This window comes from Pseudomonas cremoris, from assembly GCF_014230465.1.
In genome coordinates, this window is sequence record NZ_JAAXCY010000016.1 from 116,278 (window position 1) to 142,819 (window position 26,542).

Below are 26,542 nucleotides of genomic sequence, written 5' to 3' on the forward strand. Positions count from 1 at the left end.
TATTTATAGACACTAAGAGTGAGTAATGACGGACTTGATTAACCTGAATGACCAGCAGAAAGAAGCTGACGTCATAAACGGGAGGATAATCGCAAGTGCAGTACTGGTCATGGTGCTCTCCCTGGCGTTAGTTATCCGACTGTATGCACTACAGGTGACACAACATGATTACCAGGTTTCGGTGGCGGAGAAGAACAGGGTTCATTTGCGGCCGATCGTTCCAGCGCGCGGTGTTATTTATGATCGCAATAAAGCAGTGCTGGCTAAGAATACGCCGGTCTTCAACCTGACCTTGAGCCGTGAACTGGCCGGCGATACAGACGCGGTAGTCGATAACCTGGCCAGGATCCTGGACCTGACGCCCGCTGAAAAGAGCCGCATCGAGAAAGACCTGCGCCATGCAAGAAGGGCCTTCGAACCCGTTACGCTGATGCTGGACCTCAGCGAAAAGCAGATCGCCTTAGTGGCCGTGAACCAGTTCCTGTTGCCGGGTGTTGAGGTTCAACCGCAGTTCCTGAGGGAATACCCACTTGGGGAGCACTTTGCCCACTCGGTCGGTTATGTGGGGCGGATTAACGAGAAGGAGTACCGCAGCCTTGATCCGGCCAAATACCTCAGAAGCCAGCTGATCGGCAAGACCGGCATCGAGCGTTTTTATGAAACCGCGTTGCATGGCCAGATGGGCTTTGAAGAAGTCGAGACCAATGCACAGGGCAGGGTGATGCGCGTGCTGCGCCGCCACAATCCGGTCGATGGGGAGGACATCGTGCTGACCCTCGACGCGCAACTGCAACGTGCAGCCGAGGAGGCCCTGGGTGACCGGCGCGGTGCGGTGGTCGCGTTGGAGCCTGCTACCGGTGAGGTGCTGGCAATGGTCAGCCGGCCCAGTTTCGATCCCAATCCCTTCGTCAAAGGTATCTCCACCCACCGTTACGCCGCGTTGCGGGACTCCGCCGATATGCCGCTGTTCAACCGGGTGCTGCGCGGGCTCTATCCACCGGGCTCGACCATCAAACCGATGGTGGTGGTGGCTGGGTTGGACAGTGGCGTCACAACCCCGACCAGCCGGGTGTTCGACCGGGGGTATTACGAGCTGCCGAACTACAAGCATAAATACCGTAACTGGAACCGCGCAGGGGACGGTTGGGTGGACATGTACGACGCGATCATGCGTTCCAATGACACGTACTTCTATGACCTGGCCCACAAGCTGGGTGTCAGGAGGCTACACAGTTACCTCAGCGAATTTGGCCTGGGGCAGAAGGTCTCGATGGATATGTTCGAGGAGTCTGCGGGGTTGATGCCGTCCCCAGAGTGGAAGCGTTCTACCCGTCGCCAACAGTGGTACCCCGGCGAAACTCTGATCCTGGGCATCGGCCAAGGCTATATGCAGGTCACCCCGTTGCAGTTGGCCCAGGCCACCAGCCTCATCGCCAATCGAGGGGTGTGGCAACGGCCGCACCTCGCGTTGTCGGTTGGCGGCAGACCGCCAATAGATTCCAGCCCTATGCCCAACATCGTTCTGGGCGACCCGCGCATTTGGGATCAAGTCAGCGATGGCATGCAACGGGTGATGCACAACCCCCGTGGCGTTGGCCGAGGCGCTGCCAGAGGCGCGCAATACCGGATCGCGGGAAAAAGCGGCACCGCCCAAGTGGTCGCGATCAAGCAAGGCGAACGCTACAACCGCAATCAGACCCGCGAGCGGCATCGTGACAATGCCCTGTTTGTTGGCTTTGCGCCTGCCCAGCGCCCGGCCATCGTGGTCGCGGTAATGATCGAGAACGGTGAGGCCGGTGCTCGGGTCGCCGGCCCGGTTGTAAGGAAAGTCATGGATGCCTGGCTGCTGGACGCCAGCGGGCGTTTGAAGCCGCAGTTTGCCGAGCCGGCTGCCGTTGGGGCGCGCTCGAACAAGGCAAGTACCAGCGCGACATGAGCGGCCACCTGCAAGGTTCACTTTCACATTCAAGTCTGTCACTGAGGAAATAACGGGTGCGAGTCATTAAATACCTGGGGTGGGGCGTTCTCGCGTTGTTGAGCGTGATGCTGCTCGCGGCAAGCGGTTCGTACCTGTATCTGCTGCCGCAACTACCGGACGTGGAAACCCTGAAAGACGTTCATCTCCAGGAGCCGCTGCAAATATTGACCAGGGACGGGAAATTGATCGCCGAATTTGGTGAAGTGCGACGGATCCCCATCGCCAGCCCAGATATTCCGCCCAACTTCCGATCGGCTTTCCTGGCCGCCGAAGACGGCAACTTCTATCACCATGCCGGTGTTGACCCCGCCGGCTTGTTGCGGGCGGCGGTTCAACTGCTCAAGAGCGGTCACGTTCGATCTGGGGGAAGCACCATTACCATGCAGGTGGCGAAGAACTTTTTCCTGAGCCGCGAACAGACCTTCTCGCGCAAGTTGACCGAGATTCTCTTGGCATTGCAGATAGAGAGAAGCTTGAGCAAGGACGAAATTTTCAACCTGTACGTCAACAAAATTTATCTGGGCAAACGCGCCTACGGAATCGTCGCGGCGGCCAAGGTGTATTACGGCAAGCCGGTTTCGCAGTTGACGTTGGCCCAGGTAGCAATGATTGCCGGACTGCCGAAGGCGCCATCGCGCTATAACCCGATCAATAATCCTGCCAGGGCCAAACAGCGTCGCGACTGGATTCTTGGCCGCATGCATGAGTTGGGCAGCATTGACGCCGCTGACTACCAAGCGGCGCTTAACGAGGACGTTGACGCCCGCTACCACGCGCCGGAGCCCGAGGTCGAAGCACCTTATATTGCTGAAATGGCCAGGGCGCAAATCGTCCGCAGGTTGGGCGAGGACGCCTACACGCAGGGCTTGAGTGTGGTTACGACGGTCTCGAGTTCATTGCAGACGGCGGGTAATGCCTCACTTCAAAAAGGCTTGAAATCCTATGACAAAAGGCATGGTTATCGCGGGCCTGAAGGGCATATCACGATCACGGCGAACGCCCCGTGGTTTGAACAACTCAACCATTACCCTTCGCTTGGCGGCTTGAAAGCCGTCGCTGTTACCGGGGTATCTGACCAATCCATCAGCGTCGTCGACCAGGCCGGGCAGGAGCAATCGGTAGCTTGGGCGAGCATGCAATGGGCGCGTCCGTTTATTGGCAGCAATGCGCTTGGGCGCGTGCCTGGGCGACCGTCGGATGTGGTCAAGCGCGGGGACGTTATTCGTGTGGAGGCGCAGGGCAATCAACTGAGTTTCAGCCAGGTTCCCAAGGCCCAGGGCGCGTTGGTTTCCGTAGATCCGGAAGACGGGGCAATACAAGCGCTGGTAGGTGGCTTCGACTTTCAACAGAGCAGTTTCAACCGCGTGGTACAAGCCAAGCGCCAACCCGGGTCGAGCTTCAAGCCGTTTATCTACTGCGCTGCACTCGACAATGGCTATACACCGGCCAGCATCGTCAACGATGCACCTATCGTGCTGGGGGATGATTACTCTGGGCCTACATGGCGCCCGCAAAATGAAAACCGCACCTTTCTCGGCCCCATACGTTTGCGCGAGGCACTCAATCGCTCAAGAAACATGGTGTCGATCCGCCTATTGCAAGCGATGGGCGTGGATAAAACCGTCGACTACATAACGCGCTTTGGCTTTGACCCACAGGACCTGCCGCGCAACCTCTCACTGGCGTTGGGAACTGCCTCGGTGACCCCCATGGACGTGGTGGCGGGCTGGAGTGTCTTTGCTAACGGCGGCTTCAAAATCACGCCGTACTTCATTGACCGAATCGAAGACAGAAAGGGGCAGGTCATCTTCAAAACCACCCCAAGCGCCGCCCCGAGCGAACAAAACCCGACCCCCGAGGTTGTCGCGAAACAGGTGGTCGATAGTCGCACCACTTACCTCCTGACCAGCATGCTTCAAGACGTGGTCAAAAGAGGCACCGGCCGCGCCGCTGCTGCCATGCATCGCCCTGACATCGCAGGCAAGACCGGCACCACCAACGACGCTAAAGACTCGTGGTTTACCGGCTATAACGGTCGTTTGGTCACCAGTGTCTGGGCCGGGTTCGACCAACCCGAAAGCCTGGGACGACGGGAGTGGGGCGTTACCATCGCACTGCCGATCTGGATGGACTACATGACAGCGGCACTCGCCGGAACACCTGCCTACTCCCAGCCCGAACCTGACGGGATCGTGAGGCGGCGCATCGCAGTGCAAGACGCCAGGGCTGCGAGCCGCTCGGAAATGGAAGTCTTCAGGAGTGACAATGTTCCGCCCTCCGACCCTTCAATCGACAGTTCCCAGGGTGTACCGCAGACGTTGCAAGAGCTGTTTTAGCGCCTTTACTCCCGTGGCCAACACCTGAGGGCATGCCGCGCCAGCGCAAGCAGTTCCTGTTCGCCTGCGCCGTCGCGGGCCCGGACCGACATGCCTTGCAGCACCATCAGATAGAAGCTGGCCATTTCGCTCGCGCTGGCATGACTTGGCACATCACCTTCATCAATGCCCCGCCGAATACGTTTTTCGATCAGGTCCAAGACGTTGTTGCGTAGCGCAATGATGCATTGGTCCAGGGGCGACTCGGCGGGGGTGTTGACCCGCGCACTCATCAACATGCAACCCAGGGGGCGATCAGGCCGCGTTTGCTGTTTGGCGGCACCCATTAGCATGTAGTTCACTGCGTCGTAGGCGGTAGGGGTGCGTGCTAGCAGCGGTTCCAGTTCCAGGCCTGGGCGGTGCATGTAACGGTCAAGTGCTTCAAGGTACAGGTGGTGCTTATCACCAAAGGCCGCATACAGGCTGGGCGCGGTAATGCCCATTTCACCCGTGAGTACGCTGATCGAGGTGGCGTCATACCCGTGCCGCCAGAACACGTCCATGGCCAGGTCCAACGCCTGGGTTCGGTCAAATGAGAGGGGGCGGCCGGTTTTGCGCATGTGTGATCCCGTCGAAGTTTCATAGCGACCGCTATTAAATTCCCTTGACGGTGGTTTCGTAAAGCGCCTAGTGTTTCATAGCGATCACTATGTAACTCGATCCGAGCTGCTTGAGCGTGAAGCAGCGGCGGGCATGGGACATCGCAATACGCGACGCACAGGGCTGAGCGACCACTATCAGGTAGGGGCTACACATGTCAGAGCTGACGCAATTCACGATTACCGAACAGTCCGCCGCTTATTGGCGTGTAACGTTCAACAACCCGCCCATCAATTTGGTTAACCCCGAGACCATTCTTGAGTTGCAGGACATTGTCGGGCGCATAGAAGCAGCACCTGAATTGGCGGTAGTGGTGTTTGACAGTGCGCATCCAGATTTCTATTTTGCCCGCTACGACCTTTCAAGGGCCGCCGAAACGCCCATCGCACCGGGCCCTACCGGTTTGCCTGCGTGGATCGACCTGACCACGCGTCTGCAGCAGTCATCGGTGATCAGCATTGCCTCGGTACGCGGCAGGGCAAGAGGGGCGGGTAGCGAGTTTGCATTGGCCTGCGACCTGCGCTTTGCGAGCGTCGAGCGCGCTTTTTTTGGTCAGCCGGAAGTGGCTGCGGGCGTGCTGCCAGGCGGCGGGGCCATCGAGCGACTGCCGACGCTTGCCGGTCGGGCTAGAGCACTGGAGATCATCATCGGCGCGGATGATTTTGATGCCCTGACCGCTGAGCGTTATGGCTGGATCAACCGTGCCTTGCCGGACGCCGAACTGGATGCTTTTGTAGACCAGTTCGCACACCGGATCGCCAACTTTGATCGGTTTGCGATTGGCGAGGCCAAGCGGTTGGTCAACCGTACGACGTTGGCGCAACCGCAAGCGCTGCTGGAAAGCCAGACGTCATTCCTCAAGGCGGTGCAACGGCCTGAGGTGCGTGAGCGTGGGCTGAAAGCACGCAATGTTGCGGTTGAAGCCGGAGCGGATTTTGAACTGCGCCTGGGGCACTATTTGGGCAAGGTGTAAGCCTTTTTAGAGGGCGTGCAGTTGGCTGCACGCCCTTGCCCGTGACGCTTAGTGCGCGGTGCGCAGGTCCTTACGCAATATCTTCCCGGCCAGTGATTTGGGCAGTGACTCAACGAAGGTGATATAGCGCGGCACCTTGTAGGCGGTCAGGCCGGACCGGCAGTGCGCCTTTAACTCATCGACCGTCACGGCCTCACCAGGGGCGCGGGGCACGGCGAAAAGGTGGGGCACCTCACCCGAGCGCTCGTCGGGCACACCGATACAGGCGCACTCGAGGATGCCCGGGTGGCTGGCTACCACGTCTTCGATCTCTTTGGGGTACACGTTGAAGCCCGACACCAGGATCATGTCCTTTTTACGGTCAACCAGATGCATGAAGCCATCCTCGGCCACCGTCACGATATCGCCGGTCTTGAACCATCCGTCATCGGTGAAGGCTGCGCGCGTTTCTTGCGCATTTTGCCAATAACCTGCGAACACCTGCGGCCCTTTGACCTGCAGCTCTCCCGAGGCCGAAGCGGTTACGGCTTGGCCTTGATCATCCACCACACGTAACGCGGTAGAGGGCATGGCAATGCCGATGCTGCCGTTACGTCCGCGTGGGTTGAACATCATGCACGGTGACGTTTCGGTCAGCCCATACGCTTCAGTGATGGGCGCGCCACCGGCGGCGATCCAGCGCTCCACCACCGGTTGCTGCACCGACGCACCGGCACCGATCACGGCGTAGGTTGTGCTGAAATCCACGGTGTGCAGTTGAGGGTCTTCCACCAGGCTGTTGAACAGCGTGTTGACGCCCATGAACATGTCGAACGGTGCGCGTTTCAGTTCATTGATGACCGAGGTCGTGTCCCGTGGGTTCGGCACCAGCCGCAGGTTGGCACCCAGGGAAATGGACATCAGTGCGACCGACATCGGGTAGACGTGATAAAGCGGCAACGGCAAGACGATTGCAATCGGATGGGCGATATTCGCGGGCGTGAACCACAACAGAATCATTTTCAAACTGGCACCGACACTGCGATGGGTGAGCACCGCGCCTTTGGACACGCCGGTCGTGCCACCGGTGTATTGCAGGAACGCAATATCGGTAGGCGCCACCTCTGTCGGCACCGCAGTGACCTGGTCCCTGAGGGCCCTGGCGAACGGCGACGCGTGCTCGCTATCGACCTGCTCAAGCAGCCCAAGAACGGGCGTCGCCAGCACCTGCTGGACCGAAGTGTGTTCGATCACCTGCTCAAGCGTGGTCAAGAACGGCTCGGCAATCACGATGCTACGGGCACCCGAGTCCTTCAGTTGATGGGCAAGTTCGCGGGGCGTGTACAGCGGGTTGACGTTGACCACCACCATGCCGGCTTGAATCACACCGGCCAGCGCGATCAGGTAGGGCAGGCTGTTGGGCATCATCAGCGCGACGCGATCACCGCGTTGCAACCCGCTTTGATGCAGGTAAACGGCGAAGTTGTTTGAGTGCCGGGCCAGTTGTGCATAGCTCAGTGTTTCGTCAAGGCAGGTGGCGGCGATTCTTTGTGGGTAGCGAGCGAAGGATTGCTCAAGGGTGGTGATCAGTGTGTCGTGCTCACCCAGTTCAAGCGTATCGGGAAAGCTGGCGGGGTAGGCCGGATGCCTGGCGTGCGGGTCCATGATTCACTCCTGTTGTCATTGTATTTATTGGCAGGTGAGAAGAGGTGTGTGCGGCTTCAGGCGAGCGCTTCCTCCACAAAATCCAGGCGGTCCTGGCCAAAGAACATCTGGTCGCCCACGAAGCAGGTCGGCGCACCAAATACGCCGCGTTCCAGCGCTTCGTCGGTGGTGCTTCGCAGTTGTGCCTTGACGTCCGGGCTATTGGCCAATGCCAGGATTTCGTCGATGGAAAAACCTGCGCGTATCAACGTACGGCCAATCAAGGCAGGTTCGTTGAGGTTCAAGGCGTCAATCCACAGCGCGTCAAACAGCGTTTTCAGTAAATGCTCGAACCGTTCAGGTTGGTGCATCTGCACGCCGGTCACCGCCCGCATCAGCTGCAAGGTGTTGACAGGGAAGTGTGGGTTCATCACCAACGGCACGCCGTAGCGCTTGGCGAAGCGCCCCAGGTCGATACCCGAATGGCGCCCCTTGACCGGCACGGCGGCGGGGGATGCGTTGCCAGTTGCCTGGAAGATAGCGCCCAGTAGCATCGGCCGGAAAACCAATTCGGCTCCTTTTGCCGCGCAGATTTTTGGCAACTGCGTCCACGCCAGATAGGACGCCGGACTGCCCACATCGAAGAAAAATTCAACCTTCATGCAAACCCCTCGCTCATAGAAAAACCATCGTTTACTAAACGAACGTTATGCTACTGTTTCAGCTCTGTCAAACCGCCGGTCCGGGCTCATGCGCTATTCAAAAACACACAAAGACGAGACACGTCTCAAGCTGCTCAACAGCAGCCGGGCGATCACCAAAAAGGGTGGCTTCAGCGTCACCAGCGTCGACACATTGATGTCGGCGGTGGGCATGACGGGTGGGGCGTTCTACAACCACTTCCCGTCCAAGCAGGCGTTGTTCCAGGCGGTGATCGAAGAGGAAGTGCAAAACAGTCGGGAGATGCTGGCCGGCGATGAAAACTCTTCCGACGATCACGTCATCAAGTGGCTGCGCAAATACCTGAGCGTGTCCCACGCCTTGCACCCTGACGACGGCTGCGTGCTGCCGACGCTGGGCCCGGAAATTGCCCGGTCGGGCCCCGAAGTGCGTTCGGAGGTAGAGGCTGCTGTGACGGGCATTCAAAAGGCCTGGAGCGCGCGCACTTCCGACGGTGACGCTGCATGGGCAGTTATCGCGCAATGCATTGGCGCGCTGGCGTTGGCACGCATGGTTGAGAGCGAAGAAACCCGCGAGGAAATCCTCCAAGCCAACCTGCGCGTCATCGAAAAACACCATCTGCACACGCCCGACGACCAATAAATAAGCGTGCAACGGGCGCCTTGACCGGCGTTGGGGGTGAGCGTATGTTTTATAAAAAAACGATCGTTCACCAAAGGAGCTGCAATGTCCAATCCAACCGAAAACAAGGTCGCGTTGATCATCGGCGCGGGTGATTCCACCGGCGGTGCCATCGCCAAGAAATTCGCCGCAGAAGGCTATATCGCCTGTGTCACACGCCGCGACGCCGACAAGCTGCAACCGCTGGTCGACAGCATTCGCGAGCAGGGTGGTGTGGCTCATGGCTTTGCATCCGATGCGCGCAAGGAAGAAGCAGTGATCGCGCTGGTTGAACAAATCGAAGCGCAAATTGGACCGATCGAGGTGCTGGTGTTCAACATTGGCGCCAATGTGCCCTGCAGCATCCTGGACGAGACGGCGCGCAAATATTTCAAGATTTGGGAAATGGCCTGCTTCTCGGCGTTTCTCAATACCCGCGAGGTGGCCAAGCGCATGGTGACCCGCCAGCGCGGTACCATCCTGTTCACCGGTGCCACCGCTGCGTTGCGTGGCGCCGCTAATTTCTCGGCCTTCGCCGGCGCCAAACACGCGCTGCGCGCCTTGGCGCAAAGTGCTTCGCGAGAGCTGGCGCCGCAGAACATTCATGTCGCACATGTGGTGGTCGACGGTGCGATTGACACCGACTTCATCCGCACCCAATTCCCCGAACGCTACGCGCTCAAGGATCAGGACGGCATCCTCAACCCGGCACACATCGCTGACAACTACTGGTACCTGCACACGCAACCACGCGATGCCTGGACCTTCGAACTCGACCTGCGCCCGTGGATCGAGAAGTGGTAAACCCCTGGGATTTGCCGGCCCCGTTCATACTCGAACTCGATGTCGGCGAGGGCGACATCGATGAGTTGGGGCACGTCAATCACTCGGTGTACGTCAAGTGGCTGGAGCGTTGTGCCTGGTCGCATTCCTGGGACCTGGGCATCACGTTTGCCGACTACCGTCGATCAGACCGCGGCCTGGCGGTGCTGCGCAATGAGGTCGATTACCTGGCGAGCGCCTACCTGGGCGAACGCTTGCTGATAGCCACCTGGATCGTCAGCGTGCAACGGATCAAGTTGGTTCGGCACTTTCAGGTGGTGCGTGAGGCAGACGCGCGCGTGTTGTTACGCGCGATCACTACATTTGCCTGTGTCGAACTCTCCACGGGCAAGCCAAAGCGTTTGCCTGTGGAGTTTGCTGTGCGTTATGACGGTGCAGTTGGCCACGCAATAGCAGAGGTCGACTCGCATTAGCCGAAGGAAAATGGGCTAGGTTGTTTACGTGATTCAGGCGTTCATGCCAGTCTCCACCACGGCGGCAAACGGCCGCCAAACGCCTAAGGAGATTGGCATGGACAAGTACTTCGACAATTCAGGGCTATTCAAGACGACTTCGTATCACAGCGCCGGCTCCGCCAGCAGCGCCATCACGGGCTGGGAGCTGAAAAACCTGTCCCTGAATACGAAGGAATTTTTGATATGTCCAAAGAACTACTCGGAGTTTTTGCTCTAGTCCTGATGGTGCTGGGTGAGTTTTGTGCGATCTACAGCGAGGTCGCAACCGCCCGGCTTGCACAAGCGAATGATGGCAGCGCATGGACGTCATTCGTCATCCCCGTACTGCTGATGTGCTTCGCAGGGCTTTGCCTCTTGGGCGCTTATTGGCTCGGGTATGTGGCGGTGGGGGACATATGGATTGTCACCGTCGTTTCCGTCACTTCACTGCTGCTGCTTGAGCCGCTCGTGGTCTGGGGCTTGTTCCAAGAAGCCCCAGGGCGCGGCGCGCTGATAGGGTTTTGCCTGGGGGCGCTGGGTATGTTGTCTACCGTGTTGCTGTAGGAGGGAAGGCCGGCTCGACGGTTAACGCTGAGTCGGCTGTACCTTGTAGTGTTTGTTTTTGGGCTCATGAGGTTGTTACTAGAGGCTGGAGCGAGTCTAGCTCTATCATGAGCTAGCGCTCATGCATGCCCCTTTCTGATAAGCCGCTGGATACCGCCACTATGAGAGACCTGCCGCCCACCGCGACCTTGCGCGCATTCGAAGCTGCCACCCGTCACTTGACGTTTACGTCGGCCGCAGAGGAGCTACATGTGACTCAAAGTGCGGTCAGCCACCAGGTCAAGCATCTTGAGGCGCTTTGGGGTGTGCAGTTGTTTGAGCGTAGCAAGGCGTTACGCCTCACGGCAGCGGGGGCTGCGCTAGCGCCCATCGTGCGCGAGTTTTTCATCAGCCTGGAGGCGACTCTGGGTGATTTGCGCGAGCAAAAAGACCGGGTTCGACTCAGCGTCAGCACCACCTATTCCTTCGCGCTCAAATGGCTGCTGCCACGCTTGCCGCGTCTCTCTCGCCTGCACCCCGAGCTGTTGGTCTCGCTGGACACCACGGATAAGATAATCCACTTCTCTCACGGCCAGGCTGATGTTGCGATCAGGCTCGGCAAGGGTAATTACCCTGGTCTGTATTCTGAGTTCCTGTTTGGGGAGCAGGTTTTTCCTGTGGCCAGCCCTGAACTGTTGCGACGCGTCGGGACTCCGCAGAGCCCCGCCGCACTGTTGAATTTCCCGCTGCTGACGCGCGATGGTGCGCAGATGGTGCCTAAGTGGGAAGTATGGTTTCAAGCCGTCGGGCTGGCCTATTTGCCGCTCAAGGAAAGCGTCAGATTTGGCGACACCAACATGACAGTCGAGGCCGCCTTGCTCGGCCAGGGCGTTGCATTGGTGCGCAGCGGGCATGTCGAGAACGAAATGAGCGATGGCCGTTTGGTGCGGCTGTTTGATGTGCCGTTTCCCTCGCCATTGGCTTACTACTTCGTCTGCCCCAAGGGCATCGAATCGCAACCGCACATCGCCAGCTTTCGGCAATGGTTGGTCAGCGAGGCACTGAAAGTCCAACAGCTGAATGAGTAAGTCATGAGTATTCGTTCATGCTGCGATGAGGAGACTTCGCTTTAGTCCCAGCGGCGCATTGCCTACAGTGGCGCATGCCTATTCATATCATCTTGCTCGTTCTTTTCGCCGCGCTCCTGCATGCCAGCTGGAATGCGCTGCTGCGTAGCGGTGCCGATCGGTTGTGGTCCATGACGGTAATGTGCATTGCCATCGCGATCACCAGTGTCGTCGCCGCAGTGTTCATGATGCCCCCCGCGATTGAAAGCTGGGGCTACGCGGTGCTTTCGGGGTTGCTGCATGTGGGCTACAACCTGTTTCTAGTGCGCAGTTACCGAGTCGGCGACCTGGGGCAGGTCTATCCGATTTCACGTGGGTCGTCACCGGTGCTGGTTACCTTGGGGGCAGCCGTTTTCGCCGGAGAAAGCATCACGCCGGGAGAGTTGGTCGGCATTGCGCTGGTGTCAGGCGGGATTATTTCGCTGGCCTTCAGAGGGCGCAGTCTGTCGGTTCCCAGCCTACCTTATGCGCTGGGAACCGGCGGCTTTATCGCGGCCTACAGCGTGGTCGACGGCATCGGTGCCAGGCTTTCCGGTGCGCCGCTTGCTTACACGGTTTGGATGTGCGCCTTGTGGGGCGTACTGATGCCAGTGGTTTATATCGGCCTGCGTGACGCCCGCAGCTTGTTCTCCGTGCGGCCCGGAACAGTCACCGCTTTGGTCGGCGGGCTAGTCTCTTTGCTCGCGTATGGAATGGTCATCTACGCCATGAACGAAGCGCCCTTGGGCGCGGTATCCGCATTGCGCGAAACCAGCGTGCTGTTTGCGGCGTTGATCGGCTATGTGTTCCTCGGCGAGACGCTCACCGCACGCCGGATACTGGCATGCTTAGTCATTGCCAGCGGCACCCTCATCATCGGCTGATACAGCCAACGGCTCAGGAGCTTATTTCATGGTCAATGTCTCGCAGGCACCGTTGATTCTAATCACCGGTGGAAGTCGTGGAGTGGGGGCGGCCACCGCCCGGCTGGCGGCCGCAAGAGGTTATGACGTGGCCATTAGCTACGTGGCCAACGAGTCTGCAGCGCTGACCGTGGCTGCGGATGTAGAAGCATTGGGGCGCCGGGCGTTGGCGATGCGGGCCGACAGTGCGGATCCGCAACAAGTGGCCGATTTGTTCGCAGCCATCGACCGCACGTTCGGACGCATCGACGTGCTGGTCAATAATGCCGGGATGCTGGCGCCTCAGTCACGCCTGGAAGACCTCGGCTTCGAGCGGATGCAGCGTATTTTTGCGGTCAATGCCATTGGGCCAATTCTCTGTGCCCAACAGGCAGTGAAGCGCATGGCTTACCGTCATAACGGCCCGGGCGGCGTGGTGATCAATGTCTCATCGGCCTCGGCGCGCCTTGGCAGTCCCAATGAGTACGTCGACTATGCGGCGTCAAAGGGGGCGTTGGAGACGTTCACCATTGGCTTTGCAAAGGAAGTGGCTCGAGAAGGCATACGCGTCAACTGTATTCGCCCCGGACATATCTATACCGATATGCATGCCAGTGGCGGTGAGCCGGGGCGGGTCGATCGTGTCAAGGATTCGATCCCCATGGGGCGAGGTGGTCAGCCGGAGGAAGTGGCACGTGCGATTCTGTGGCTGGCGAGCGCGGAGGCATCATTCGTTACCGGTACATTCCTCGACGTGACGGGCGGTAAATGAGTCCGGGGCATGGACCATCGACCGCTTGCGCTGGGTTTCAAGTCACAGCGGGCTGCCTCACCTTGCGACTTAACCCAGGTGTCTTACCCGTAATACGCTTGAATGCACGACTGAAAGCGGCCTGCGATGTATAGCCCAAACGCTGCGCCACCTCTTCAATCGGTAGCCTTTCGAGGGTCAGCCACTGGCTCGCAAGCCGCATGCGCAGTTCGGTGACATAGCGCAGCGGGGCCATGCCGATCGTCACCTGGAAGCGGTCCGCGAAGACCGAGCGTGAGGTATTGCAGTGCGCGGCCAACTGCGCAACGGTCCAGTCGCGGCCCGGTTGCTGATGGAGTGCAAGCAGAGCACCGGCCAAGCGCGGATCGCGCAACGCGGCGACCAGGCCTGAGGCATTGCCGCAGGCGCACTCCACCCAGCCGCGAACGACCATGGCAGCCACCACGTCGGCCAAACGCGCGAGGATACCGGCGAAGCCGACACGTGCGGCGCTAACCTCGCGTTCCATGGTGGTCAGGATCGGCACCAGGCCGGGGTAACGCTGGCCGCCGGCATCAATCAGCATCAGGCCCGGCATCAGCCTGCCAAGGCCATGGATACTGCCCAGTTCAAACTCCATGCAACCACTGAACAAAATTGTGCTCGGCGTGCGGCTGGCATCGGCTCCGGTAGCCACTGCGCTGACCGTATCGCCCAGTGGGGCGCCATCTAGACGGTCGATGTCCAGAACAGGCGCGTCCGGATGTGAAAGCAGTTGATGGGCCGCGCCATGGGAGATGAACACGGCGTTGCCGGCAGACAGCTCGTAAGTGGTGCCATCCTCCATTCGCAGCACCGCATTGCCGACGGCTATGAAGTGGAACCACGCATGCCCAGGTTTTTCCGTGAAGCCCAAACCGAAGGTAGGACCGGCCTGGATACGCCGATATTCGACACCGCGCAGGCGCATGCCGCGCAACAGCTCGTTGATGAGGTCCGAGGAAAGAGCAAACTGGTCTACAGGCATCGTTCAGGTGTTTTAGTCAAAAAGTAGAGATTTTTGATCATAGATCATCCCGGTCCCGGCGCCTAGACTGCGGCTCGCAATGAAGATTGGGAGATCCGTGCAATGACTGACTGTGTATGTAACGCCGTACCCGACCGCCATCCTGGCGTCGGCTTGGATGTAGAACCTGCGACCCCCGCGTGGATGGCCGTGTTCTCATTGGCAATGGGGGTGTTCGGGTTACTGACCGCCGAGTACCTACCGGCCAGTTTGTTGACGCTAATGGCGACTGACCTGGGCGTATCCGAAGCGCTGGCTGGCCAGGCGGTAACGGTGACAGCCGTCGTAGCGCTGTTCGCCGGCTTGTTGGTGCCAGGCCTGACCCGTGGCATCGACCGGCGCTGGGTGCTGCTGGGGTTTTCCACGTTGATGGTCGCATCCAATGTGTTGGTCGCCGTTTCGTCCAGCTTCGCGGTGCTGTTGTTGATGCGCATCTTGCTGGGCATTGCCCTTGGCGGGTTCTGGAGCATGGCCGCGGCGGTAGCGATGCGGTTGGTGCCGAGCGCTCTATTGCCCCGGGCGCTATCGATTATTTTCAGCGGCATTGCCATCGGGACGGTCGTTGCAGTGCCGCTGGGCAGCTATCTGGGCGGGCTGTATGGCTGGCGCAGCGCGTTTTTTGCAGCGGCGGCGGTAGGCATGGTCACCCTGGCTTTTCAGTCGTTCACTCTGCCGCGTCTCGCGCCGCGTCGCCCGGCAAGGCTGCGCACTGTTTTAGAAGTGTTGCGGCGCCCAGGCATTGCCATCGGGATGTTCGGTTGTGTGCTGGTGCACAGCGGGCACTTCGCGATGTTCACCTATGTTCGGCCATTTCTTGAAGGGACGACCGGCATTGGCCCGCAAGAACTCTCACTGATGTTGCTGGGGTTCGGTGTGGCCAACTTCGTCGGCACGCTGTTGGCCGGGAGGCTGCTGGAGCAGCACCCGCTGGCCACTCTGGTGTTGATGCCCGCGCTGGTCGGCGTTGCAGCACTGGCGTTGGTGCTGTTGCCAGCGTCGTTGCCCGGGCAGGCGGTACTTCTGGCGATCTGGGGCTTGGCCTTTGGTGGGGTGCCGGTGGCGTGGTCGAACTGGGTTGCCAGTGCGGTACCTGATCAGGCGGAAAGCGCCGGAGGCATGGTGGTGGCCTCTGTGCAGTCCGCCATCGCAACAGGCGCCGCTGCTGGCGGTGCAGTGTTCAGCGTCGGTGGCAGCGCAGGCGTATTCGTCGCAGCGGCCGTACTGATGCTGCTGGCCGCGCTGCTGATTGCGTTGCGGGTCCGCGTCCCTTCTGCCCATGGCGCTCGCCAGCCCAAGCCCGCGCTGCACCTTTGATCCGGCTTGCAAAATCGCTTCAATCCCATCGGTAATCAGGAATTAACCCATGAACAATACGACGTCTCACCAAGGACGCCTCAAATCGTTGCGCGCGGCAGGTATCGGCAATGCGCTCGAATGGTTTGACTGGACCCTGTACGCAACCTTTTCGGTGTACCTGGCAAGCAACCTGTTTGACAAGACCGATGCACGCTCGGCGATGCTCGCGACCCTGGCGGTGTTTGCGGTTGGCTTTGTCGCACGCCCTATCGGCGGATGGTTGTTTGGCCGACTGAGCGACCGGCTGGGGCGCCGGACCATCATGGTGCTCACCATGCTGCTGCTTGCGATCAGCAGCCTGGGCATCGCGCTGATTCCTGACTACCAGAGCATCGGCCTGTATGCCTCGGTCGCGCTGCTGTTTTTCCGGCTTATGCAGGGACTCGCCCATGGTGGCGAAACAGGGGTTTCCTACACCTATGTCGCCGAGATCGCTCCCAGCAAACACCGTGGCTTATGGTCGAGTTCGGTTTATGTGGGGGTGACGCTAGGGGTGATGGCGGCGACGGCCGTGGCGGCGACACTCACCTGGCTGCTGGGCGCGCAGGCCATGGGTGACTACGGCTGGAGGATAGGCTTCGCTATCGGTGGAGTGCTCGGTATTTACGCGCTGTTCTTGCGTCGCGGTGCGCAGGAGTCTCATGTGTTTGTAGCGCAGCAGGGGCAGGCGCGGCCGCCGCGCAAGCTGTCCACGGGGGAGATGCTACGTGTTGCACGTAACATCGTCATGCTTGCTGCGGCCGCCAATGTCACTTACTACGCCTGGGTCACGTTCGGCGCTGCGACGGCGATTGCTCAAGGCATGGACGCCACGGGTGCCTATATCGCCAGTCTTCTCGCGCAGATCCTCTGTGTGTGCTGGCTGCCGGTCTGCGGGATGTTGTCCGATCGGGTAGGGCGCCGGCCCATGGTCATCGCCTGGGGCGTGGGGGTGATCGTACTGACCTATCCCCTCTCGATAATGGTGACCACTGAGCCCTATACGCTGTTTCTGGCCCAACTGCTGGGGCTCGGCGCCTGGTCGTTGATGGCGGCGATTTTTCCCGCGGTGCTCTCCGAGCAGGTGCCCACCCAGGCACGGGCCCAAGGCGTCGGCTTGGTCTCGTCGGTGTCAGTGGCGATCTTTGGCGGCACTGCTCCCTACCTGCACAACTATCTTAGCGGCGCCGACCTTGGCTATCTGTACGTCAGCTATGTGATCGGATTGGGCGTAGTCACCGTTTTGGCAGGGTTTCTGATCGACGAAACGGCGGGCATCGACCTTACGCACATCGAGGCGCCAGGCGCCCGAGTCAGCGCACATACCTTGGCTGGTCGATCCGCCGAGTCAGCCGAATAAAGGAGTACGACTCAATGAATTCCACAGACCTCAAAAACCCCGCTGCACGAGGTGAACGGCCCGGCGCCAACGTGACCGTCAGCCAGACTTCCGGGCCACGCCAGGCCGCACGCGAGACCTGGGTTGAAGTCCCGTCAGAATCAGGCCCGGCGGCCGCCTGGTGTTATTCGGATCGCCGCGCCTATAGCCCGGGTGATTCGGTTTGTCTTTATCTGTCGTCGAACTGCCCGCAGGTGAGCCTCAGGATCTATCGCGATGGCGCCATTGCCCGCACGCTGCATACCACCGGCAGCCTTGATGCTCGATTCCATCCCCTGCCTGAACGTGCCTATGAGCACGGCTGCCACTGGCCAGTCTTCCTGCAATGGCCAATCCCCGTTGATGCCGAGCAGGGTGGCTACATAGTGGAAGTACGGGACGGCGCTGGCAGTGTCCTCGGGCATCATCTGTTTATCGTCAAGGCGTTACGCAAGCGTGCCGATGCCTTGGTACTCGTCGCGGCCACATCAACGTGGACCGCTTATAACGACTGGGGCGGTGCCAATCATTACTTTGGCCTCCACCCCGGCACGCCACGTGGACGCTCACCGTTGCTGTCGGCGCAGCGCCCCTGGGCACGAGGGCAGGTGTGGCTGCCGGACGATGCGCCACGTTGCGTCAATGCGACCCGTCCCCGAAAGCCCGGGCCGGCGCGCTATGAGTTCATCGAATGGGCTGGCCTTAACGGTTACGCCAAGTACTACGCGCTGGCGGGGTGGGCTTCTTTCGAGAGACCCTTTGTGGTCTGGGCCGAACAGCAAGGTTATACGGTGCATATCCTCACCCAGGACGATTTGCATCACGACCCGCACCCGTTGGAGGGCTACGCCTGCGCCGTCTTCGCCGGACACGACGAGTACTGGACGCGGGAAATGCGCGACCATGTCGACGCCTTTGTCGAAGAGGGCGGTAAAGTCGCGCGATTCGCCGGCAATTTCATGTGGCAGATTCGCCTGGAGGATGAGGGGCGGCGGCAGGTGGCCTACAAGTACGATGCCGGCGCGCTCGATCCTGTGGCGGCTACCGAGCCGCATCGGCTAACGGGGGCCTGGGAAGATCCGAGGGTAAATCACCCCGGGGCATCGACGTTCGGGGTGAATGCGCTGCGCGGGATATACGGCAGCTTTGGGGGAATGGCACCGCGCCACCCGCGCGGATACACAGTCTTCAGGCCTGAGCACTGGGCGTTTATGGGGACGGGCCTTGGCTACGCGGACATGTTCGGCGACGAAGCCAACATCTTTGGCTATGAAGTGGATGGCCTCGAATACACGTTCATCGACGGCCTTCCAGAGCCACTCGGCACCGACGGGGCGCCCAACGGAGTGCACATTCTCGCAATGGGCTGGGCGACCAACGCCGAGCACGGCCGGTCCGAGGATGACTATTCATTCATGCTCGGCGATGGCGATGCCCGGTTTCGCGCGTCCATCCTGGCGCCCGACCTCAGCGATGCCAGCATCGCGTCTCACAGCCGCGGGGCCGGCATGCTGGTGCACTTCCACAAAGGACGAGGTGAGGTCTTTACCGCCGCCACCTGCGAATGGGTACATGGGCTCATGCAGGCAGACATTTACACCGTGATGATCACAAAAAATGTACTTGAGCGTTTCTTGCGTAGTACGCTGGTTTGCTGACTTCTTTAAAAAGGAGGTTGTTTTAAAGGGGTTGTAGCCGGGTGGGATCGTTTTTACAGGCTATCGGGGTCGCCAAAAAACATTTTGACTTGGCGCTAGCACGGTATTTTCAGGCCAAGAAAGTTTTGGTTTGCCCCCATTTTTGCCCCCACTCACATGTGATTCACTGGCGATCGAGATTGCCCAGGTGTTGAAAATGTGTTGATCCAGCCTAGGGAACGGTAACCAGGCGCGCCTCAAAGCCCTGTAAAAACTCGCGAACCATCGTCGAGTAGGGTTCGCTCTCGATGGCACTCGCGAGATCCTCAGTCGCGTTCTGGAACTCCTGCTCGATGTAGGACTGCATCCGGTCGTGGTACCACGAAGGCGAAGTCTCATCAGTGGGGTCGCCTGGGTACTTCATTCATCGTCTCCGCTGACATACTGCCCGGTTGTCGTTGGAACTCTAGCAACCACTCACATTGAGGGTCCCTTCGGAGCGGGACGTTTTGATCTCCAGATTCGTTTTCCTTGAAGACTCTTGGAGGTTTCCTGAATTGATTTCGATAGATCTGTTCCGCTTCCTATTCGTTTGAAGTACTTAATTTTGTCCTCCAGCGCCTTGGTCGCTTGGTCCCAGTCGCTGGTCGCAAGTGCTCTGACACTGAAGTCGTGTTGCACCAAGGCCGCTAGAGCCCTTGGATACCGTTGCAAATAGAGGTCCCACGCAGTTAGAAACTTTGTTCGGACCGCAGGTGATGAATGCGCCCGCATCTGTGAGTAGATGTCTTTCAAAAAGCGGACATCCCAGGGGACGTGAAACCCAAAGTCCTCTCCAGGACTACCTCCAAGATTGATAGGCCATGCTCTCGTTGCGAGCGTGCTCAAGGACTGCAGCCCATGGCACAAAAACACGAACGACAGGTCTGGGGAAAAAGCCGCTGTGGGCTGAAACAGACCAAACGCTTTGCATTCGTCGGTGATGAACAGACCCAAAGAGGGAATGTCCTTTTCTGCATGGTATGCAGTTATAAGTGCCCCGCCAAAAAAACGTTCGACGTGGCTACGCTTGTAATGCTCAAAGTCACCTTTAACGATGACTCCTCGAAAAAAAATATCCTGGCCCACTAGGCGGTGATGGAGATCTTCAGCGCAATCTACCAGTGTTTGCACGCAAAACTTGCTTTCTGTGGTGGCAGATGCTGGTTGACTGTTATAGATAAGGATGGTGTCAGAGAAAACGATCACCTTGAAGTCGGATCGGGTATGAACATTCAAGGTATCGAGAATCTCGTAAACACGAACCACCTTCCTCGGCTCGTCTCGCACCATGTTTGAAAAACCGAGGATGTCGATATACAGCAAGAACCGGTCACTCATTCCATTGCCCGCCGATCAGAAAACGCCATTCTGAAGGTCTTTAAACCCGATTAAAAGCCAGTAGGTGCCGGGCACCAAATTGAATCGCCTCGGATTCTCTAGGCACCTTGTAAGCAGACGAGCATCCCGTCTTGCTTATAAATCAACTTCTTGCGCACTCGCCCGCTGCATCGGCAGGCGAGTGAGGACGTCCTTCAGAAAGGCATACGCAAACGCGCTGATGCGCAGTTTTCATCGGCCCGAGGATGGGAAACGCATAGTCGTGGTCCTGCCCAAAGGGCTGTCTGGACTTTGGCTGAAGGCTCCTGCGGCGGACAGTATGGGGTTAATGCGGAAATATCCAGCGGATCGCCTGTTAAATGAGGCTCGCTAGAACAGGGCGGCTGGTATTCCCAGAACAGCACTGACCATTTGTCCAGAATCAAATATTTTTGTACTGATTTGTTGCCCTTATCTGTAGCGCTTGGCATTATTTAGCCACTACTCGACGCTGGCGCAGGGATGGCCGCGACACTCGCGTGTTTCTATGCGTCCTATTGGACGTAAGCCTAGTGCTCTCCTATCTCTGCATCCCCTCCATTTCTGATTTTTTGTGGTTCTATAAATGAGTTTTTTTCGAAAGCTCCTGGCTTTCATCGTCCAGCTATTCAGTCGGAAGGATGAGCCGGATAGCGATGTACTGCCAAAAATTGATCCTGAGAAAATCCAACGGGAACTACGGGTCGTTGAGTTGGCAAAGCTGCGTGGAGCAGCGGGTGTGCCGTCCAGTACAGCCACCCAGTTGTCAGATGTTGAGCACAGTATTCGAGGGGTGCTCGGCAGAATGCGCGAGCAGATACTCAAGTACGGCGAGCGGTCGCTCAAAATTCTGGATGATCGCTTGGACTCGATTGACGTGACCCGCGATATCAAGCGCACGATTGCATTAGGTGATGAGTTTGAGCGAAACGCTGATCAAGACATTTCAAAAATGGACGGCGAGCTATCGGAGCTTCAGCAGCTAGCTGAGGACAAGGCTCGTTCGCTGGAGGCGTTTCGCGAGCAGCACAAGTTGCAAGGTCGGCTTGCAGAGGCATCTGATGGCGATGCGAAATGGAAGAATGGTGGCCTGCTGATCGCGATGATTGTCATTGAGGGGGCGGGAAACGCCTTTTTGTTTTCAGAGGGCATGGCCAGCGGATATGTGGGCGGATTTGTCACTGCACTGATGCTTTCGGCATTCAACGTGCTTGTATGCTTTTTTCTCGGCAGGGCCGGTACTTATAAACACCATGTAAAACCCTCTCTGGCTTTTGCAGGATATTTCGCGTTCGCTGCCTCCTTGCTGAGCATGGTCATTGTTGGTCTAGGAACTGCGTATTTCCGTTTTGTGCTGCCTCAACTGGAAGATGAATCGCAATCATCGATTGCTCTGATTCTCGGCTATATCCACACGTCGGTCCTTCCATTCCAGGACATCAGCTCTTGCGCGCTATTTGCCCTGACGGTTATTTTCGGGCTGATAGCTGTTTATAAAGGTTATACCTGGACAGATCGTTATCCAGGGTACGCGAGGGCTTACCTAGCTTACGAAGACTCGCAACGCAGGTATGTTTTTGCAATTGAGGCCTTACGACAAGTGCTTGAACAGCGCAAGGTCGAATCATTGCTGCTGATCGACCAGAACGTTGATCGTGCCTCATCAGCCATCCAAAACTTCAAGCGAAGCATGAGCCAAAAAGCGGTCATCAAGAAAGTTGTGGATGAGCGTATGGTGCTGGCCGACGAAACACTGACCAGTCTGGTTCGCACATACCGAATTGAAAACGAAATGGCCCGACCTCGCGATAATCCGCCGCCGGCCTATTTCGACGAGCCGGTGACTTTTGTTGAGACCGAGATGCCCAATTTTTGCACCGAAAAGGACGAGCTAAAACTGGCGGAACAAGAACGCTTGATGCACGAAATGATCTCCAGTCTCGAGACGATCAGAGCGCGAATCCAGTCGTCCTTTAACCAGAAATACGATCAAGTACAGCCGCTGCAGCAGCTATTTTAAGGAGGTCAGGATGGCAATTTATGCCCAAAAAAAAAGGCTTTCCGGTAAAGCTGTCGGCGTAATGTTCGGTGGTGTCGCCCTGATTGCGGCCAGCGCTATGATTTATATCAACTTCACCCGTGAAACCTTCGATAAGGAGACTCTTTGCCCGTCTACGGGGCCTAAAGGGCAATACATAGTGTTGATCGACAACACGTCGCCGTTCCCGTTTACTCAGAAAGTTGCCTTGGGCCAACGGCTGAAAACGATGGTTACTGAGGAGCTGCCTAAAGGCTACCTGCTCTCGGTGTTTCTACTCGGTGAAGACTTCAAAAGCAATGAAAAACCGCTATTTGAGCGCTGCAATCCCGGGCAGTGGAAGGATAGAAACCAACAGACCAGTAACAAAAAGTTTGTTGATCGCGACTTTAACCAAAAATTCGTAAAACCGTTCGATGACATCGTGCACAAGATCTCGCTGGAAGAGCGCAGCAAAAACTCGCCAATTTTCCAGATGCTGCAGCTGGTAGGCATCAATGGATTTGAGCGAGCCCATGTGTCAGGTGAACGCAGGCTGGTGATTTACTCGGACATGCTGGCAAACATGCCGGAGTTCAGCATGTATAAGGCCTCCCTGCCGCAGTATGCGGAGTTTCGCAAAACTGCTTATGGACAAAATGCTGCAGCGCCGGGGCTGAACGGTAGCAGTGTGGCGATCAATTTGTTGGCGGCTGATCAAAAAGTGCTGCAGAGCAACAAGTTGGCAGTGTTCTGGGAGCAATATTTTCAAGATAACGGTGTATCCGTGGAAGGGTTTTCCCGGGTTGAGGGGCTGTAAATGGACGTCAATAAATGGATCAGGCGCGTCAGCACCTACTTTGCGATCGCCGTAGTACTGAAAATTAGCCTGTCGATTGCCAGCCTGTTGCTAAAAGACCCTAAGTGGTTAGGGTTTGTTTTTCCTCTTTCGGTGATGGTGGGCTATTGGACCATTGGCTATACGGTTCGACAAAAATGGGATAAGCAACTCACCCTGGCAAAGTTTGCCGACTCAGTTTACTACCTGGGTTTTCTGTTCACTGTCGCCAGCATCATCATCTGCTTGCTGGATATTGAGAGCCTAGGCGATAACCTGAATGGAATGGCTACTCGGTTTGGCGCCGCAATGGTCAGTACCGCGCTGGGTATGTTAGCGCGAGTTATTCATACCGGATTTCGTATCGACGCCAACGACGCGGTCAGAAGTGTCGAAGAGCGGGCGATTCATGCAGCCGAAAACCTCGCTATCTCCTTTGACAATAGCTTCCAGCAGCTCGAAGTGTTCCGGGATAAAGTTGATGTCGCTTCCCGAGAGGCTGTGCAGAGTGTGAAGGAGCAGGTCAAGGCGCTGTATGAGCACAACATCAACGTCACCGATGCTTACTTTGCCAATGCTACGCAGCAGAGCAATGAAGCCTTTTCGCTCATCCTGGAAAACACTCGGCTAGCCAGTGACCAATTGTTGATCACTATTAATGAACTGACCGAAAAGAGTGCCATCACGTTGCGCCAGATGGAAGATAACGCGTTGGATTTCGGCACGATGGCGCGTGATCGTGTAGAGCAAATGATCTTTCCAGATGACCTGTTCACCCGCAAGTTGGGTGGTTCAATCGATACCTTGGCAAGCACAACGGACAGCGTCAGTGAAGGCGTTGCATCCCTCGCCGAAGATGTCAAAACTGCCACCCGCCAAGTCACCACGGCCATACGCAACCTGAACGCCAAAACTCAGACTCTGGATGAAAACCTAGTCGCGGTCGGTGCCATTGTGACGAGCCAGGAGCGTTTGGTGGATGCGATGAAACAGCAGAGCAAAGAAGTCATGGACAGCGTTGAGCGTGTGCAGAAAGAATATCTGGATTCGCTGGACGACCAACAAGAGGAGTACCTCAACGAAATCAAGACTCGCCAGCAATCGGTTGAACGCATTGCAGACAAGCTGGAGGCCCTGAGCATTCGAATCGAAAACGCCGATACGGTAGAGCGACTGAGCACTGAAGTCACCGATGCCCTGAAAGGTGTACGTGAGGTCACTCAGACCAACCGAGACGTTTTGGCTGAGCGTCTTGAGTTCAGCTTGGCGCCGCTGATTCATGCACTGGTTGATAGTAATGAAAAGCATCAGGGGATCGCCGCACGCATGGAGCAGCACAATCGTGCGATCGAAACCGCTCACAGCCAGATGGATGCTCTGATCACTAAGATCGGCGATGTATCGATTGGGGAGGCGGCCAATCAACATGCCGAGCCTGCCCGCCCGGCTGATGCGAGAACCACCTAATGAGCGGAAAGAACGATCAGGTTTTTCAGCTCTCGCTTACCGAAATCTTTATCATCGTCTGCTTTATTTTGTTGTTGTTAATGGGGTACCAGATTTTTAAGTTAACCCATAAAAATCAGGCGCTGAATGAGAAAGTGGCCGCCTTCCAGGATTTGGATATGCGTGAAAAGGCGATCAGTACAGTAGCCGAGGCGTTGAAGGCACGTATGACCGCATTAGGTGTGCGTAAGCCTGATGAGATCATCAGCAAATTGATAGATGCCTCGAAAGCCAATGCAGAGCTGGATCGCTTGAAAGTGCTCTTGACCCAAAAAGATCAAGAGCTGACTGCTCTTGCGGCCATTGAAAAAGCGTTGATGGAAGTGGCCGGCCAGAAGAAAGGCGATGACGCCAAGCAACTGATACTAGAAACCATGATGTCGTTTGAGCAGTTGAAAAAGCTGGTTGTCGATCCTGATGAAGAAAGCGACGCGCAGCCTACCGATGTGGTGAAGCGTGTCGCGGCGTTAAAGGCCCAAGAAGACATGCTAGAGGCAGCTTTCGGGACAACAAATGATCAACTCCAGCAAACGATCAAGCATGCTGTGGCCTTGGTTCAGGCAGAAAAAAGCGGCGTAAATCCGGTTGAGTTGCAGAAAGCGAATAAAGACTTACGGGGCCAAGTTCAGTTCCTGCAAAACCGCTTAAACAAGGGGCGCGGCGGCGACCTTCCACCGTGTTGGGTGAATGAGGTTACGGGCAAGCCGGAGATGTTCCTCACCGTCAAACTCAGTGAGAATAATCTCACGTTCGAACCTGCCTGGCCGCCCGCGCGCCAGGAGGATGCAATGGCGCTGCCAGGTATTGGCGAGCTGATGGCTAATACCACTCGTACCTATGAGAGCTTTATTCAAGCGGCTAAACCGGTATCGGATTTGGGTACGCAGAAAGAGTGCAAGTACTACGTGCGCTTGGCGAGTCTGATTCAGGATGCGGTGACGTCTGATCGACGGCGGCTAATGGTTGAGAATTTGTTCTACAAGGTAGAAGTCAGGCGGTAGCGCCTTTGCGTGGCTATTACATATTTTTGGCTGTCGTCGGACCGGCGCTGGCTCCACACGAATTAATCCCGCTCATTTTGCAGTTAAGCAAGGTGATTGGGTTAGGTTGCGGCATCTGTAGCTGTTTAGCTAAGGGAGAAAGGTATTGATGGACGTTTCGACAGCAGATGTATTGGCGCAATGCTCAAATGAGGATCTTGCGCCGTTGGTCAAGTACATCCTGGAGGCCAGTACAGAAAGTCTTTCCAGTCACGAACTGTACAAATCGCACGCGCCGGATCATCACCAATATGCAGCGCAGATACTCCAGGAGATACGCCTGTTCGGGGGTAATTCCTTCGTTAATCTGTTTCGTAAGGAAGGTCCTGAGTACCTTGAAGTCGTGCAAGATGTCGCGAGTAAATTCGGTGTACTCAAGGCCAGCAAATTCACTTCCGTTACGGTTCTGGAAGAAGAGCTGATTCAAAAGATACTTCGCGATGCTTTGAAAAAAGCCGATGGCCAGGCGCGTGAAGATATGGAAGCAATCCTCAAGGAGGCTGGCTTAGGTCGGGCGGACCTGAGCGCGCTGCTATCGGGATCCTCATTGGTCACCCTACTGGGCGCCAAGGCGGCGAGTTATCTGACCTACGAGTTGTCCAGCATAATTGCCGGAGCGGTGGCCAAACAGTTACTCGGAGTGGGTGCCAGAGTCGCAGGCAGCGCTGTATTAGGCAGGGGAATAGCAGCATTGGCGGGGCCAATTGGCTGGGCCATCACCGGCGTATGGACGTAAGCGTCCCGCTAATACACGTTGATTTTAGATATGGCACGCGAAGCAATGCCCGCTTCTTGATAGATGCTTAGCTGAAGGGATTAGTAATTATCGTGCCGGCAAAGCCGGCTCGGCGGGACGTG

At 57.4% G+C, this 26,542-nt stretch carries 24 protein-coding genes; 18 read left to right on the plus strand and 6 right to left on the minus strand.

All coding sequences use genetic code 11. The features are described from left to right. Positions 1-25: 25 nt before the first annotated feature. Positions 26-1,936 carry a penicillin-binding protein 2 gene (gene mrdA, locus HF257_RS30520; RefSeq protein WP_185709853.1) on the plus strand — a complete coding sequence of 637 codons (1,911 nt, stop codon included), beginning with the start codon at positions 26-28 and terminating at the stop codon, positions 1,934-1,936. 107 nt (positions 1,937-2,043) lie between these two features. Continuing rightward, positions 2,044-4,314 (plus strand): penicillin-binding protein 1A, encoded by a 2,271-nt coding sequence (locus HF257_RS30525; protein ID WP_185709939.1) that lies wholly within the window; start codon positions 2,044-2,046, stop codon positions 4,312-4,314. Between the two features lie 5 nt (positions 4,315-4,319). Here HF257_RS30525 and HF257_RS30530 read toward each other — a convergent pair whose 3' ends face one another. Beyond that, positions 4,320-4,913: a TetR/AcrR family transcriptional regulator gene (locus HF257_RS30530; protein WP_185709852.1), complete on the minus strand. Its 594-nt coding sequence runs from the start codon at positions 4,911-4,913 to the stop codon at positions 4,320-4,322. Positions 4,914-5,107: 194 nt separating this feature from the next. Here HF257_RS30530 and HF257_RS30535 point away from each other — a divergent pair, with 194 nt between their 5' ends. After that, positions 5,108-5,926, plus strand: coding sequence for an enoyl-CoA hydratase/isomerase family protein (locus HF257_RS30535; protein ID WP_185709851.1), 819 nt, complete (start codon positions 5,108-5,110; stop codon positions 5,924-5,926). A gap of 48 nt (positions 5,927-5,974) precedes the next feature. Here the strand turns inward: HF257_RS30535 and HF257_RS30540 are convergent, their stop codons facing one another. Then, positions 5,975-7,570, minus strand: a complete 1,596-nt coding sequence (locus HF257_RS30540; RefSeq protein WP_185709850.1) for an AMP-binding protein — start codon at positions 7,568-7,570, stop codon at positions 5,975-5,977. A gap of 56 nt (positions 7,571-7,626) precedes the next feature. Continuing rightward, entirely contained in the window at positions 7,627-8,211 is a 585-nt protein-coding gene (locus tag HF257_RS30545) for a 2-hydroxychromene-2-carboxylate isomerase (RefSeq protein ID WP_185709849.1), read from the minus strand. A gap of 88 nt (positions 8,212-8,299) precedes the next feature. On the opposite strand from HF257_RS30545, the gene HF257_RS30550 reads away from it, so the two are divergent. From HF257_RS30550 to HF257_RS30580, 7 genes are all read left to right on the plus strand, one after another. Then, positions 8,300-8,872: a TetR/AcrR family transcriptional regulator gene (locus HF257_RS30550; RefSeq protein WP_185712140.1), complete on the plus strand. Its 573-nt coding sequence runs from the start codon at positions 8,300-8,302 to the stop codon at positions 8,870-8,872. A gap of 84 nt (positions 8,873-8,956) precedes the next feature. After that, positions 8,957-9,694 carry an SDR family oxidoreductase gene (locus HF257_RS30555; RefSeq protein WP_185709847.1) on the plus strand — a complete coding sequence of 246 codons (738 nt, stop codon included), beginning with the start codon at positions 8,957-8,959 and terminating at the stop codon, positions 9,692-9,694. Further along, a complete protein-coding gene (locus HF257_RS30560; protein ID WP_185709846.1) occupies positions 9,688-10,146 on the plus strand; it encodes an acyl-CoA thioesterase in 459 nt (152 codons plus the stop codon). The genes HF257_RS30555 and HF257_RS30560 overlap by 7 nt, the downstream gene beginning before the upstream one ends. A gap of 264 nt (positions 10,147-10,410) precedes the next feature. Then, positions 10,411-10,731 carry a hypothetical protein gene (locus HF257_RS30565; protein WP_185709938.1) on the plus strand — a complete coding sequence of 107 codons (321 nt, stop codon included), beginning with the start codon at positions 10,411-10,413 and terminating at the stop codon, positions 10,729-10,731. A gap of 161 nt (positions 10,732-10,892) precedes the next feature. Continuing rightward, positions 10,893-11,798, plus strand: a complete 906-nt coding sequence (gene gcvA / locus HF257_RS30570; RefSeq protein WP_185709845.1) for a transcriptional regulator GcvA — start codon at positions 10,893-10,895, stop codon at positions 11,796-11,798. A gap of 74 nt (positions 11,799-11,872) precedes the next feature. After that, positions 11,873-12,700, plus strand: a complete 828-nt coding sequence (locus HF257_RS30575; protein WP_185709844.1) for a DMT family transporter — start codon at positions 11,873-11,875, stop codon at positions 12,698-12,700. A 28-nt stretch (positions 12,701-12,728) separates the two neighbouring features. Then, on the plus strand, positions 12,729-13,490 hold the full coding sequence (locus HF257_RS30580; protein WP_185709843.1) for an SDR family oxidoreductase: 762 nt from the start codon (positions 12,729-12,731) through the stop codon (positions 13,488-13,490). Positions 13,491-13,527: 37 nt separating this feature from the next. Here HF257_RS30580 and HF257_RS30585 read toward each other — a convergent pair whose 3' ends face one another. Further along, positions 13,528-14,496, minus strand: a complete 969-nt coding sequence (locus HF257_RS30585; RefSeq protein WP_185709842.1) for an AraC family transcriptional regulator — start codon at positions 14,494-14,496, stop codon at positions 13,528-13,530. A 102-nt stretch (positions 14,497-14,598) separates the two neighbouring features. Here HF257_RS30585 and HF257_RS30590 point away from each other — a divergent pair, with 102 nt between their 5' ends. From HF257_RS30590 to HF257_RS30600, 3 genes are read left to right on the plus strand one after another with little or no spacing between them, the layout of a single operon-like run. After that, entirely contained in the window at positions 14,599-15,849 is a 1,251-nt protein-coding gene (locus tag HF257_RS30590) for an MFS transporter (protein ID WP_185709841.1), read from the plus strand. A 49-nt stretch (positions 15,850-15,898) separates the two neighbouring features. Then, entirely contained in the window at positions 15,899-17,230 is a 1,332-nt protein-coding gene (locus tag HF257_RS30595; RefSeq protein WP_185709840.1) for an MFS transporter, read from the plus strand. 14 nt (positions 17,231-17,244) lie between these two features. After that, positions 17,245-18,906 carry a N,N-dimethylformamidase beta subunit family domain-containing protein gene (locus tag HF257_RS30600; protein ID WP_185709839.1) on the plus strand — a complete coding sequence of 554 codons (1,662 nt, stop codon included), beginning with the start codon at positions 17,245-17,247 and terminating at the stop codon, positions 18,904-18,906. A 211-nt stretch (positions 18,907-19,117) separates the two neighbouring features. Here the strand turns inward: HF257_RS30600 and HF257_RS30605 are convergent, their stop codons facing one another. Further along, on the minus strand, positions 19,118-19,309 hold the full coding sequence (locus tag HF257_RS30605) for a hypothetical protein (RefSeq protein ID WP_185709948.1): 192 nt from the start codon (positions 19,307-19,309) through the stop codon (positions 19,118-19,120). A gap of 53 nt (positions 19,310-19,362) precedes the next feature. After that, the gene (locus HF257_RS30610) at positions 19,363-20,265 is read right to left on the minus strand and encodes a hypothetical protein (protein WP_185709838.1); all 903 of its coding nucleotides are present in this window, start codon (positions 20,263-20,265) and stop codon (positions 19,363-19,365) included. A gap of 604 nt (positions 20,266-20,869) precedes the next feature. On the opposite strand from HF257_RS30610, the gene HF257_RS30615 reads away from it, so the two are divergent. The 5 genes from HF257_RS30615 to HF257_RS30635 all read left to right on the plus strand — a co-directional run bounded on the left by HF257_RS30615 (position 20,870) and on the right by HF257_RS30635 (position 26,420). Then, entirely contained in the window at positions 20,870-22,303 is a 1,434-nt protein-coding gene (locus tag HF257_RS30615; protein ID WP_185709837.1) for a hypothetical protein, read from the plus strand. Between the two features lie 10 nt (positions 22,304-22,313). Then, positions 22,314-23,120, plus strand: a complete 807-nt coding sequence (locus HF257_RS30620; protein WP_185709836.1) for a hypothetical protein — start codon at positions 22,314-22,316, stop codon at positions 23,118-23,120. Continuing rightward, positions 23,121-24,605, plus strand: coding sequence for a hypothetical protein (locus HF257_RS30625; protein WP_185709835.1), 1,485 nt, complete (start codon positions 23,121-23,123; stop codon positions 24,603-24,605). Further along, entirely contained in the window at positions 24,605-25,645 is a 1,041-nt protein-coding gene (locus tag HF257_RS30630; protein ID WP_153432943.1) for a hypothetical protein, read from the plus strand. Before HF257_RS30625 ends, HF257_RS30630 begins: the two co-directional genes overlap by 1 nt. A gap of 148 nt (positions 25,646-25,793) precedes the next feature. Beyond that, a complete protein-coding gene (locus tag HF257_RS30635) occupies positions 25,794-26,420 on the plus strand; it encodes a ubiquinol-cytochrome C chaperone family protein (RefSeq protein WP_185709834.1) in 627 nt (208 codons plus the stop codon). Positions 26,421-26,542: the final 122 nt, after the last annotated feature.